Source organism: Paenibacillus sp. J31P316 (assembly GCF_056269105.1).
The window spans coordinates 22,603-34,685 of record NZ_JBWDNI010000028.1 but is presented as its reverse complement, the minus strand read 5'-3'; the positions used below and the strand labels follow the sequence as shown (position 1 = coordinate 34,685).

Below are 12,083 nucleotides of genomic sequence, written 5' to 3'. Positions count from 1 at the left end.
ACGAGGTTGATAGGTTCGAGGTGGAAGCGCAGCAATGCGTGGAGCTGACGAATACTAATCGGTCGAGGGCTTATCCTAAAAGCTTACGGAGTGCAAACTTCGGAAGCATCGTTAATGTCAGCTAAGTAAAACCTTTCGCAAAGGTTCGTATCCAGTTTTCAGGGTGTAACTCAGTGATAAATAGCTGCCAAGCGCAGATGTTTAAAGCTGATTACAAAGACGTTTGGCGATGTCTAAACCTGACCTTTACGACTGCCTCAGTCGTGATGGACAAGCAGTATGATGAGGCAACAATGTGGCGGTGTAGCTCAGCTGGCTAGAGCATTCGGTTCATACCCGGAGGGTCGGGGGTTCGAGTCCCTTCGCCGCTACCACATTCCCATGGAGGCTTAGCTCAGCTGGGAGAGCATCTGCCTTACAAGCAGAGGGTCGGCGGTTCGATCCCGTCAGCCTCCACCATCTTTACAATCGCGGAGCCGTGGTGTAGTGGCCCAACATGCCTGCCTGTCACGCAGGAGACCGCGGGTTCGAATCCCGTCGGCTCCGCCATTTATTTTCCAAGTAAGGCTCGGTAGCTCAGTCGGTAGAGCAGAGGACTGAAAATCCTCGTGTCGGCGGTTCGATTCCGTCCCGAGCCACCATTTTTTTTGAAGGGCTTATGTGCCTGATGTACAGCGTGGAGGGCTAGTGAAGTGGCTAAACACGGCAGACTGTAAATCTGCTCTCTCTGAGTTCGGTGGTTCGAATCCATCGCCCTCCACCATTACCTTTACAGCAAGAGCCATTAGCTCAGTTGGTAGAGCACCTGACTTTTAATCAGGGTGTCGTAGGTTCGAGTCCTACATGGCTCACCATTTCGATATCCATTACACCTGTAGGTCACTGACCTGCAGGTTTTTTTGTGTTTTAAGAGCGGAGTATTTCAACAGACTGCGGGTAAACTGAACTCATCGACAAAAATCTTTCAAGCAGCTTTAGGGGGTTCTTCCGCAAGAATGAACTACGGATTATCTGCATTGGTATGTTTTGCACTGGTTGCCGTGCTTGTTCCTATTCTTCGGCGTTATGCGATCCGACACGGTTTCGTTGATCGTCCGAATGCGCGAAAGATCCATAAAACGCCCGTGCCGCTTATGGGAGGTGCGGCTCTTTATGTCGGCGTCATTGTGACGTTGTTTTTATTTCAAGGTGTAACCCGACTCAGTCTGACGATCGGTCTTGGCGGATGTATCCTCGTCATTGTTGGGCTTATTGATGATGCTGCTAAAACCCGGGGAACGGATTTTCCGGTGTGGCCTCGCGTTATTGCTTATACGGCTGTAGCTGCATTGCCATTAGGGTTCGGTATACAAATTGAAGGCCTCTCAAGCCCGCATGGCATGATTCTTTTCCCGGATTGGCTCGGTGCGGTCAGTTCAATTATGTGGGTATTCGCATTGATCAATATGATTAACTTTATCGACGGGGTGGATGGATTAGCATCGGGCGTATCTACGCTGTCCTCTTTGACGTTGTTCCTTGCGGCACTATATAAACATCAATATTCTACGGCAATGCTTGCCGTTATTCTGGTCGCTGCGTGCGCAGCGTTTCTGTTTTATAACTTTTATCCGGCGCGAATCTTCATGGGAGATGCCGGCGCGACGTTTCTTGGTTATGCCTTGGCAGTCATAGCCGTAGATGGCGCATTCAAAAGCGCGACGATGGTAACACTCGCGGTTCCATTGCTGGCTCTAGGCGTTCCGATTTTAGATACGGCTGTCGTCATGCTGCGCAGGTTGCTATCCGGAAAGGGCTTGCACCGCGCAGATAAGCTTCATACTCATCATGTTCTTATGCGTTGGGGCTTGACGCAAATTCAAACCGTATCCTTCATCTATTTGGTGGCAGCTCTGTTCTCCCTGCTCTCGCTGGTGCTGCTGCTGGCGTTAGGCTGAAAAAATCGGGTGTTTATGATATACTGTGCATAAAAAAGCGCATATTTCGCGCCGATGGATAGGGGCAAGCCCATGAGTGATGCAAAATGGATCAAGCAGTTGCAGGCCGTTCTGGATTGCCCGGTCCGAGAGCATCAGCTCCCGATACAGGACTGGCGATTATTGAGCGGCGAACAAGGTCAACAACAGTACGACCGATTGCAGAAATCTAAAACGAATGCGGTTACAATTGGCGATTATGTCAACGGCCCCGAAGGTGCCGTGTGGTTTGCCCTTGAACAGGAAGGCGAGCGTCTTCAAGTCCTGGAGGTCATTCGACAGGAGATCAATGACACGGAGCTGCGCTTAATCGGGTGGGCAATCTGCCAATCACTCGGGGATAGATCCAAAAGCTTAGATGGCTTCACGGAATCGGAACGTTACGTTAGAGAGCTCGGGGCTTGGATCGATGAGCAGCTTGACGCGAGCGAACCGAAGCTCCTGCTGCCGGATCGTCTCATCTCCAGAGGCCGGCTGTTCTCGTCCATGATTCCGTTTTTGCTTGTTTGCGAACAAGCTGAACCAGGCGGAGCCAGCTTCAGTGAGCTTGAGAAGCTTTTGCGGACATTCCTTGCGGAAGAAGTGCTGCTCATACCGTTGAAGGAACAAGAGTGGCTGGTTCTCGGCCCGGCTTCCCTCATTAATGACGCGCAATCAGGCGAACGGGATGAAGAGACGGAGGAGTCGCTCGAGGAGAGTTTATCCTCGATTGCTTTCGGTTTGCATGAGATGCTTGAGAGCGAATGGATGGGGGAATGCCATCTCGCGGTATCGCATCCGATTTCTCCGGCGAATTCAATCGTCGGAACAACGGCATTGCTCAGAGAGACGGTGCATCTCGGAAGAGCGTTTCATATTGGATCCAACATTCATTTGCCTTGGTTGCTTCATCTAGAGCGGCTGCTGAACACCATTCCGGAAGTTCATCGCATTAAATTTGTGGAACAGGCTTTGAAGCGGACGGATGCCTTTCTGGATCCGGAAATCTTGACGACGCTGGAAACGTTCTTCGCCTTGGATTGCAACGTAAGCGAAACCGCGAAGAAGCTTTATATTCATCGGAATACGTTGCTTTACCGTCTGGACAAGCTAAAACAAGAAACGGAGCTGGATGTCCGACAGTTTCGTGACGCCGTACTCGTCAAAATCATTTTACTATTGTATAAAGTGACGAAAAGGGCTTAGTTTTTTTGTAAAGTATGTGCATAGTCATTTGGACAGTGCTGATATAAACTAAATGTAATGAAAGACAATAATCGTTAGGGGGAAATACAAATGGCTGGTGTACGCTTAGAGCACGTTTACAAAAAATATGCGGGTACTGATCTCGCTTCGGTTAAAGATTTCAACCTTGACATTAAAGACAAGGAATTCCTGGTTCTTGTAGGTCCATCCGGTTGCGGTAAATCCACAACGCTTCGTATGATCGCGGGACTTGAAGAAATCTCCGAAGGTAAACTGTTCATCGGCGAACGTCTTGTTAATGACGTAGCCCCTAAAGATCGTGACATCGCGATGGTATTCCAATCGTACGCCCTCTACCCTCACATGAACGTTTACCAAAACATGGCGTTCGGCCTTAAACTTCGTAAATTCAAAAAAGCGGAAATCGACAAACGCGTTCGTGAAGCCGCTAAAATTCTTGATATCGAGCATTTGCTTGACCGTAAACCGAAAGCATTGTCCGGTGGTCAACGCCAACGTGTCGCTCTCGGCCGTGCAATCGTTCGTGAGCCGCAAGTATTCTTGATGGATGAGCCTCTTTCCAACTTGGATGCTAAACTTCGTGGCCAAATGCGCGCGGAAATTTCCAAACTGGCTAAACGTCTGGAAACGACTGTTATCTACGTAACGCATGACCAAATCGAAGCCATGACAATGGGTGATCGTATCGTCGTTATGAAAGACGGTATCATTCAACAAGCTGCTTCCCCGGAAGAGCTGTACAACCACCCAGTTAACATCTTCGTAGCAGGCTTTATCGGCGCTCCTTCGATGAACTTCATCACGGGTACGCTTGCTGAAGCTGGCGGCGTAGTACGCTTCAAAGCTACGAACATCGACGTTCTTGTTCCAGACGGCAAAGCGCAGCAACTGCGCGACAAAGGTCTGATCGGCAAAGAAATCATCCTTGGTATTCGTCCTGAGGATCTGCATGAAGAGCCAGTATTCCACGAGGCTTCCCCGCAAACGATCGTGAACGCTCACGTTGAAGTTGCAGAGAACCTGGGTCACGAAATGTTCCTATACCTGAACGGTCTGGGCAAAGATTCCGTTATCGCTCGTGTTGACGGCCGCTCCGGCGTTAAAGAAGGTACGAACGTGAAGCTTGCTTTGGATATGAACAAAGTTCATATCTTCGACAAAGAAAGCGAACTGAACGTATTCGAAGTTTAATCCACGCCATTGTTAATTATAAACAGCCGTCCGATTCCATCGGGCGGCTGTTTTTTCATTTGGAAACGCAAGCGGTTGCATACCCTCCGGGGCGCCTTGCGGCCTAGGCGTTGATTTCGGTTCTTATTTCCTATAGGATGAATACATCTGGATTTTTAATACTAATCAACTCGTAGCCGGCTGCGATTTTGAGGAGGCCAATCGATGGGCAAGAAAGTGAAAGTTTCGGATCTTGTGAGCCAGTTTCAGCTCGAGATCTTGAGTGGCGAAGATGGCCTGAAACGCAGCATTACGTTGGACGACTTGTCGCGTCCGGGACTTGAGATGGCAGGCTATTTCGATTATTACCCGAAGGAACGGGTGCAGATTCTCGGGAAGACGGAAATCACGTTCATGGACACGCTCTCCAGCCAAGAACGAATGGATCGGATCGAGCGGCTTTTCGACGATGAGACCCCTTGTTTTATTATTACGCGCGGCATGGACGCTCCTGCTGAGCTGCTGGAACAGTCAAACTTGCGCCAAATCCCTGTATTGCGCAGCAACACGGCGACCACGATTTTCTTGAGCCGGATTACGAATTTCCTGGAACGCAAGCTTGCGCCCTCCGCAACCATTCATGGTGTTCTTGTGGATGTGTATGGCGTGGGAATGCTGATTACCGGCGGCAGCGGCATCGGTAAAAGCGAGACGGCATTGGAGCTTGTCAAACGGAGCCACCGGCTCGTAGCGGACGATGCTGTTGAGATCAGACAAACGTCGGACGGACAGCTGCACGGTACGGCACCCGAGCTGATTCGCCATTTGTTGGAAATTCGCGGATTGGGCATTATTAATGTCATGACGCTCTTTGGCGCGGGGGCTGTACGAAACAATAAACGGATCAGCGTCGTCATCAAGCTGGAGAACTGGCAGGCCGACAAGCAGTACGACCGCCTCGGACTGGATGAAGAGACGACTCGCATTATCGACACGGACATACCGATCGTAACGGTGCCGGTTCGACCGGGCCGAAACTTGGCGGTCATTATCGAAGTAGCGGCGATGAACTTCAGACTGAAACGAATGGGTTATAACGCGGCGCTGCAGTTTACGAACAAATTGACGGAGACGATTGCGGAAGACTCAGATGATTTTGATTGAGTGTAAGTTCTCGCTTTCGGATAAAATCTCGGACGACCATTACGGATAGTAGAGAAGGAGCCATTGTCGCATGTTTGGATTACGTTTAGATCCGATTGCATTCTCGCTGGGTTCGATCAGCGTGCATTGGTACGGCATCATCCTCGGAACGGCGGCGCTCGTCGGGCTGTTGCTGGCCGTGCAAGAGGGCAAACGCTTCGGGCTGTCACCGGACTTTTTCATGGATTTATTGCTGTTCGGGGTACCTTCGGCCATTATCGGAGCGCGTATTTATTTCGTGGCGTTCCAATGGAACGAGTATAAGAGCCATTTGCTCGACGTCTTTAAAATATGGAACGGCGGAATCGCGATTTACGGTGCGCTGATCGGCGCCTTCGCCTGCGGTATCATCTATTTCCGAATCAAAGGCTACAGCTTCTGGCGAATTGCCGACATCTGTGCGCCGTCGCTCATCGCGGGCCAAATGATCGGTCGCTGGGGCAACTTTGTCAATCAGGAAGCCTACGGCGGTCCTGTCAAAGAAGGCTTCCTGCGTGATACGCTCCATCTTCCGGACTGGATCGTGAATCAAATGAACGTCGAAGGTGTTTTCCACCATCCGACTTTCCTGTACGAATCGTTGTGGAATTTGGTCGGCCTCGTGATCTTCCTCGTCATACGTCGCCGTCCTTTCCTACGCGCGGGCGAACTGCTTTTCGCTTACTTCATCTGGTATTCCCTGGGCCGCTTCTACGTGGAAGGGATTCGTACGGACAGCTTGGCCTTCATCGGCGCGGATTGGGCCGCATCGTTCTTGAACGCCCTTTGGTCGCCGATGAAAGCGTTCGGTTTCGAGCAAGGGAATTTGGATGCGACGTACGGCAATATTCGCGTGTCGCAGCTGATTGCCGTTCTTCTCATTATCGTGTCCGTCGCCATGATCATCATTCGCCGCCGTACGGGAGCAGCTTCCGAACCCTATAACGATCCGATTATCAATTACAAAACAGGATTGCCTGCAGGCACGGAAGAAAAGAAACGTTCCACCTCTTCCGATGATACGACGATCGAGCACGGAACGGGAGATTCGAGATAAAGGGTAAAGGAGCAACATCATCAGCATGTCATTGAAACCGAAAGCGATTTTGTTCGACTTGGACGGCACGATCATGGATACGAACGAGCTGATCATTCAGTCCTTTCTCTATGCACTCCAAGGCATCGTGCCGTCCGAGTTTAACCGGGAGCACATCATTCCGAGCATGGGGCTTCCGCTGTCCATGCAATTGCAGCAGTTCTCGGGACGTGAACAAGTCGACGATTTGATCGCTGCTTATCGCGAAGTGAATTTAAGATTGCATGATGACTACGTACAGGCTTTTCCGAACGTGAAAGAAGTCCTCGCTAGGATTCATGCGGAAGGCATTAAGATCGGCATCGTTACGACCAAAATACGGCTAACCACCGATAAGGGCTTACGGTTTGCAGGGTTGTACGATTATGTAGAGCCCGGAGCAATCGTGACGATCGAAGATGTCACGCGCCCGAAGCCGGATCCGGAGCCCGTGCAGCTTGCTTTAGAGAGGCTTGGCATTGAGCCGGAAGAAGCGATGATGGTCGGTGACAGCGTCGTCGACATTCAGTCCGCAGAAGCGGCGGGTGTCATCTCCGTCGGGGTGGCCTGGTCGCTTAAAGGCGAGAAGGTGCTGAAGGAGAGCGGTGCGCGGCATATCATCCATGATATGCGCGATCTATACGCTTTGGCGGGATTGGAGTAGGCTGCTTGAGAAACGTGGAGCGTTATCCAGTGGAAGGGCCAAACGCGCTTTGGCAGGTTTACCGCACCGTCAGCCGCTGGAAGGCCGTACGTAATTTTGCATTCATCCAGGTGGCGCGCTACTGTCCCTCCTTGCCGGTCAAAAACTGGATTTACCGGCATATGCTCGGGATGAAGGTAGGGCGCCATTCCGCGTTTGCGCTGATGGTGATGGTCGATGTTTTTTTTCCGGAAAAGATTACGGTCGGCAACAATTCGATCATCGGCTACAACACGACGATCCTGACGCATGAATATTTAATCGGCGAGTACCGTCTAGGGAACGTTCACATCGGGTCAGGGGTTATGATTGGCGCGAATACGACGATTCTGCCCGGTGTAACGATTGGGGACGGAGCGGTCGTGGCTGCTGGTTCGGTCGTACATAAGGACGTACAACCCGGGGCTTTCGTCGGCGGGAATCCGATTCGAGATATTCGGATGAAACCGGAATGAATCGGATGAACTTGCAGCCATGGTACCTATGATCCCCTAAGCTTAATGACGAGCTGACTGCTGCTGGATAGTTAAATGAAGGTACCGCTCGCAAAAACCGGGAAGCGACGCTTCCCGGTTTTTTGTTGGCATGCGGCCTGTCCGTTATCTCGTTGCTATGCATGGCTTCTAAGCGACCGTTTCGGTTGCGCCGGTGGAGGGAAGCCGTCTTGACGTAATAAATAGGGCATGGTATTATTACGACTAATCCTTTATTTTGGCAGTATGGTAATATGGTAACACGTTAATAAACTAAAGTGCTGTGGGTGAATATAAATGTCCAAACCGAAGGTGTTCGAGAAACCGATTGGGGTTAAGGATTATTTGCCGCATGCGGTTTCGAAGCTTAGACAGATCGAAAATCAAGTGCTGGCTTGCATGGAATCTTGGGGCTATGAGCAGATCATGACCCCGACGATGGAATATTACGATACGGTCGGCGTGGCGAGTTCTACGTCCGATCAGAAGCTGTTCAAGCTGCTTAATAACCGCGGTACGACGCTCGTGCTGCGGTCCGACATGACGGCTCCGATCGCGCGGGTTGTTTCTTCCGTCCTGAAGGACGCGCAATTCCCGATTCGCCTGTCCTATCATTCGAATGTGTTCCGGGCGATCGAGGAAGAGGCCGGCCGCGAAGCGGAATTCTATCAAACCGGCGTAGAGCTTGTCGGCGATGCTTCGCCGGATGCGGATGCGGAAGTGGTCGCGCTGGCGATCGCGTCGCTTAAGGCGGCAGGCGTAAGCCGGTTCAAAATCGCAATCGGCCATGTCGGGTTCTTGAACGGTTTGTTCGAGGAGGCATTGCCTGGCGAACGTGAAGCGCAGGAAGATCTGAAAGCGCATTTGCTCGGCCGCGATTATGTCGGGTACCGGGAGCGCCTGCGTTCCCTGACGTTGTCGGACGAGATGCGCGGCGAGCTTGAGGGTATCATTCGCTTGCGAGGCGGTCAAGAGATCTGCAGTCAGGCCTTAGCGCTTAGCCTGGATGAAACCGCGCAGGCTTCGATTCGTCATCTGTGCGAGATGTGGGATGTGCTTGAGGCCTATGGCGTGTGCGAGCATGTATTGATTGATTTGACGATGATTGGCGATTTTAAGTATTACACGGGGATGACGTTCGAGGCTTACGCGGCTGATCTGGGCTTCCCGGTAGCAAGCGGCGGCCGTTATGATAATTTATTGAAGCAGTTCGGACGTCCTGCGCCGGCTACAGGCTTTGCGCTGAAAACGACGCGGATTTTGGAGTTGATCGGCGATAGCTTGAGCGAGTCCAAATCCGAGCGCGTGCTAATCGGCTACGATGCGGATGGACGTACGGCTGCGCTTGAAGCGGCGCGAGAGTTTCGCTCGAAGGGTGCGGCAATATCGGTCGTCACGGAACGCATGGATGCAGCCTCCAAACTGGCCGTTCGAGAAGCGGCGGCAGGGGGCAATGATAAACAAGTGCATTATAAAGGCGTCGCCTTTACGAAGCTGTTGACATTCTTCGGCGGGGAACGGGAAAGGGAGTAGGTTGGCATGAATCCAAACGAATTGCAGGCAGCCGGCTCCGGCCGCGAACTGTTGAAGGTTGCGATGCCGAAGGGCCGCATCTATAAAGTAGCGTCGAAGCTGTTCCGGGAAGCGGGCGTGCCGATTCCAAGCGACTTCGATGATACGCGCAAGCTCATCATCGAGCTGCCGGAAGCGGGCATGTCGTTCATTATGGCGAAACCGGTGGATGTGCCTACATATGTGGAGTATGGCGTAGCGGATATCGGCATCGTGGGCAAAGACGTGCTGATGGAGGAAAACAAGGACGTCTACGAGCTGCTTGATCTCGGTATCGCGAAGTGCCGGATGTCGGTCATCGGCCTGCCGGACTGGAAGCCGGTCATCCATCCGCGCGTCGCGACGAAATATCCGAGCGTGGCTTCGCAATATTTCCGCGAGCAAGGCCAACAGGTCGAAGTGATCAAGCTGAACGGCTCCATCGAGCTGGCGCCGTTGATCGGACTGGCCGATCGGATCGTCGATATGGTGGAAACCGGACAGACGCTCCGCGAGAACGGGCTTGTCGAAATGGAGACGATCTTCGGCATTACGAGCCGGCTGATCGCGAACCGCGTTAGCTACCGGATGAAGAACGAAGCGATCCAAAGCTTGTGCGATAAGCTGCAGCATGCGATCGCAGCCAAACCTGGTACGGGCATATAGAGAGGCTGACAGGCAGTTGCTGAAGGCGGCAACGCCTCGGCGTTAGCTGGTAGGTATATAAGAAATTGTGGAAGGAGCGGAGGCGGCATGCGAAAGCTGCGAGCGGAGCAATTTGGTTTGACGCGCAAGGTGGACTACGGTTCCCCGGAGCAAAATGAAACGGTCGCCCGGATCGTCGAGGCGGTCCGGACGGAAGGAGATACGGCGCTGCTGCGGTATACGGAGCAGCTGGACCGGGTGAGTTTGGACGCCGCTGACCTTCGCGTTCCGGACGAGGAGATTCAAGCGGCCTATGACCGCGTCGATGCGGACTTCCTGACGGCGATCCGACAAGCGGCGGCGAATATTCGCGCGTTCCATGAGAAGCAGCTGCGTCAGTCCTGGGTGGACGTGCAGCCGAACGGCACGATGCTCGGTCAGCTGCTGCGGCCGCTCAAACGCGTCGGCGTGTACGTGCCTGGCGGCAAGGCGGCTTATCCTTCCTCGGTACTGATGAACGTTATCCCGGCGCAGGTAGCCGGCGTGCCCGAGATCGTCATGGTGACGCCGCCGTCGACCGGGGGCAAGGCAGGCATTGACCCGTACATTCTAGTCGCGGCCGCGGAAGCAGGCGTGAAGGAGATGTACCGCGTAGGCGGCGCGCAGGCGGTTGCCGCGCTCGCATACGGCACGGAGTCGATCCCGCCGGTAGATAAGATTTGCGGACCAGGCAATATCTACGTCGCGCTGGCTAAGCGTGCCGTGTTCGGCGTCGTGGCGATCGACAGTATCGCCGGACCAAGCGAAATCGTGGTGCTCGCCGATGAGACGGCGGATCCCGCGTACGTAGCGGCGGACCTGCTGTCGCAGGCAGAGCATGACGAGATGGCATCGGCCATTCTTGTGACGACCTCGGAGGCGCTCGGTGATGCCGTAGCCGTTGAAGTCGAGCAGCAGCTGTCCACGCTGCCACGGGAGGGCACAGCGCGCCAGTCCATCGAGAACTACGGTGCGATTTTGCTGGCGGATACGATGGACGAGGCCGTTGCTGCGGTTAACCGGATGGCGCCGGAGCATTTGGAGATCATGACGGCCGAGCCGATGACGATGCTGGGCCGGATCGAGAACGCGGGCGCGATCTTCGTCGGTCCGTACAGCTCGGAGCCGGTCGGCGATTATTTTGCCGGTCCGAATCATATCCTGCCGACCAACGGCACGGCCCGGTTCTCCTCGCCGGTCAACGTGGACGATTTCTTGAAGAAGTCGAGCCTCATCTACTACAGCAAGGACGCGCTGCTGGCAAACGGCGATCAAATCGTCACGCTTGCCCGGCACGAGGGCCTGGAGGCCCATGCTAGAGCCATTGAGATTCGGCTGGAGCGGGAACGCTAGCGGCCAGCCAATCAGTCGAGAGACGAACCTGCCGCCGACTTGTCCCCATACAGCAGGCGAATGCGCGGCGGCTGCACGATAAGATTGACGCGAAAGAAGGATGTTTACTATGGCGGATAACGTAATTCGCGCGGCCGATGTGGCGCGCAAGACGAACGAAACGGACATTACGCTCGCGTTCGGCATCGATGGGACAGGCCAATCGAAGCTCGAGACCGACGTTCCTTTTCTGAACCACATGTTGGACCTGTTCACCAAGCACGGCCAGTTCGATCTGACTGTCGAGGCGCGCGGCGACGTGGACATCGACGACCATCACACGGTCGAAGATATCGGCATTTGCCTCGGGCAGACGATTCGCGAGGCGCTGGGCGACAAGCGCGGCATCAAGCGCTATGCATCGGTGTTCGTGCCGATGGACGAGGCGTTGGCGCAAGTTGTCATCGATCTCAGCAATCGGCCGCATTTCGAGTATCGGGCGCAATATCCATCCCAGCAGGTTGGCAGCTTCTCCACGGAGCTCGTACAAGAATTTCTGTGGAAGCTGGCGCTGGAAGCGCGCATGACGCTGCACGTCATCGTGCACTACGGCTTCAATACGCATCATATGATCGAAGCGGTGTTCAAGGCGCTCGGACGCGCGCTTGACGAAGCGAGCAGCATCGACCCGCGCGTGCAAGGAGTGCCTTCCACGAAAGGAGTGCTGTAGG

At 53.5% G+C, this 12,083-nt stretch carries 11 protein-coding genes, 6 tRNA genes and 1 rRNA gene; all 18 read left to right on the top strand.

Going from position 1 to position 12,083, the window contains the following annotated elements:
- Positions 1 to 78: ribosomal RNA gene (locus tag AC0YNU_RS32570) — 23S ribosomal RNA — on the top strand; the annotation flags it as partial.
- A gap of 219 nt (positions 79 to 297) precedes the next feature.
- Positions 298 to 374: transfer RNA gene (locus AC0YNU_RS32565), tRNA-Met, on the top strand.
- 9 nt (positions 375 to 383) lie between these two features.
- Positions 384 to 459, top strand: a tRNA-Val gene (locus AC0YNU_RS32560).
- 13 nt (positions 460 to 472) lie between these two features.
- Positions 473 to 549, top strand: a tRNA-Asp gene (locus AC0YNU_RS32555).
- A gap of 16 nt (positions 550 to 565) precedes the next feature.
- A tRNA-Phe gene (locus AC0YNU_RS32550) sits at positions 566 to 641 on the top strand.
- Between the two features lie 37 nt (positions 642 to 678).
- Positions 679 to 763, top strand: a tRNA-Tyr gene (locus tag AC0YNU_RS32545).
- Between the two features lie 15 nt (positions 764 to 778).
- Positions 779 to 854 (top strand) — tRNA-Lys (locus AC0YNU_RS32540).
- Positions 855 to 995: 141 nt separating this feature from the next.
- Positions 996 to 1,937: an MraY family glycosyltransferase gene (locus tag AC0YNU_RS32535; RefSeq protein WP_475764140.1), complete on the top strand. Its 942-nt coding sequence runs from the start codon at positions 996 to 998 to the stop codon at positions 1,935 to 1,937.
- Positions 1,938 to 2,009: 72 nt separating this feature from the next.
- Entirely contained in the window at positions 2,010 to 3,161 is a 1,152-nt protein-coding gene (locus AC0YNU_RS32530) for a PucR family transcriptional regulator (RefSeq protein WP_475764138.1), read from the top strand.
- A 90-nt stretch (positions 3,162 to 3,251) separates the two neighbouring features.
- Positions 3,252 to 4,373, top strand: coding sequence for an ABC transporter ATP-binding protein (locus tag AC0YNU_RS32525; RefSeq protein ID WP_475764135.1), 1,122 nt, complete (start codon positions 3,252 to 3,254; stop codon positions 4,371 to 4,373).
- 204 nt (positions 4,374 to 4,577) lie between these two features.
- Positions 4,578 to 5,516, top strand: a complete 939-nt coding sequence (hprK, locus tag AC0YNU_RS32520; RefSeq protein WP_475764133.1) for an HPr(Ser) kinase/phosphatase — start codon at positions 4,578 to 4,580, stop codon at positions 5,514 to 5,516.
- Between the two features lie 70 nt (positions 5,517 to 5,586).
- On the top strand, positions 5,587 to 6,591 hold the full coding sequence (gene lgt / locus AC0YNU_RS32515) for a prolipoprotein diacylglyceryl transferase (RefSeq protein WP_475764131.1): 1,005 nt from the start codon (positions 5,587 to 5,589) through the stop codon (positions 6,589 to 6,591).
- A gap of 25 nt (positions 6,592 to 6,616) precedes the next feature.
- Positions 6,617 to 7,273 carry a pyrophosphatase PpaX gene (gene ppaX, locus AC0YNU_RS32510; protein ID WP_475764129.1) on the top strand — a complete coding sequence of 219 codons (657 nt, stop codon included), beginning with the start codon at positions 6,617 to 6,619 and terminating at the stop codon, positions 7,271 to 7,273.
- Between the two features lie 5 nt (positions 7,274 to 7,278).
- Positions 7,279 to 7,767 (top strand): acyltransferase, encoded by a 489-nt coding sequence (locus AC0YNU_RS32505; RefSeq protein ID WP_475764127.1) that lies wholly within the window; start codon positions 7,279 to 7,281, stop codon positions 7,765 to 7,767.
- Between the two features lie 315 nt (positions 7,768 to 8,082).
- Positions 8,083 to 9,318, top strand: a complete 1,236-nt coding sequence (locus AC0YNU_RS32500) for an ATP phosphoribosyltransferase regulatory subunit (RefSeq protein ID WP_475764124.1) — start codon at positions 8,083 to 8,085, stop codon at positions 9,316 to 9,318.
- 6 nt (positions 9,319 to 9,324) lie between these two features.
- On the top strand, positions 9,325 to 10,002 hold the full coding sequence (gene hisG, locus AC0YNU_RS32495; protein ID WP_475764122.1) for an ATP phosphoribosyltransferase: 678 nt from the start codon (positions 9,325 to 9,327) through the stop codon (positions 10,000 to 10,002).
- Between the two features lie 87 nt (positions 10,003 to 10,089).
- Positions 10,090 to 11,373, top strand: coding sequence for a histidinol dehydrogenase (gene hisD / locus AC0YNU_RS32490; protein ID WP_475764120.1), 1,284 nt, complete (start codon positions 10,090 to 10,092; stop codon positions 11,371 to 11,373).
- Positions 11,374 to 11,482: 109 nt separating this feature from the next.
- Entirely contained in the window at positions 11,483 to 12,082 is a 600-nt protein-coding gene (gene hisB, locus AC0YNU_RS32485) for an imidazoleglycerol-phosphate dehydratase HisB (RefSeq protein WP_475764113.1), read from the top strand.
- Position 12,083: the final 1 nt, after the last annotated feature.

Coding starts and splice junctions, on each gene's coding strand:
- AC0YNU_RS32535 (WP_475764140.1), top strand. CDS start 996: ATGAACTACGGATTATCTGCATTGGTATGTTTTGCACTGGTTGCCGTG.
- AC0YNU_RS32530 (WP_475764138.1), top strand. CDS start 2,010: ATGAGTGATGCAAAATGGATCAAGCAGTTGCAGGCCGTTCTGGATTGC.
- AC0YNU_RS32525 (WP_475764135.1), top strand. CDS start 3,252: ATGGCTGGTGTACGCTTAGAGCACGTTTACAAAAAATATGCGGGTACT.
- hprK (WP_475764133.1), top strand. CDS start 4,578: ATGGGCAAGAAAGTGAAAGTTTCGGATCTTGTGAGCCAGTTTCAGCTC.
- lgt (WP_475764131.1), top strand. CDS start 5,587: ATGTTTGGATTACGTTTAGATCCGATTGCATTCTCGCTGGGTTCGATC.
- ppaX (WP_475764129.1), top strand. CDS start 6,617: ATGTCATTGAAACCGAAAGCGATTTTGTTCGACTTGGACGGCACGATC.
- AC0YNU_RS32500 (WP_475764124.1), top strand. CDS start 8,083: ATGTCCAAACCGAAGGTGTTCGAGAAACCGATTGGGGTTAAGGATTAT.
- hisG (WP_475764122.1), top strand. CDS start 9,325: ATGAATCCAAACGAATTGCAGGCAGCCGGCTCCGGCCGCGAACTGTTG.
- hisD (WP_475764120.1), top strand. CDS start 10,090: ATGCGAAAGCTGCGAGCGGAGCAATTTGGTTTGACGCGCAAGGTGGAC.
- hisB (WP_475764113.1), top strand. CDS start 11,483: ATGGCGGATAACGTAATTCGCGCGGCCGATGTGGCGCGCAAGACGAAC.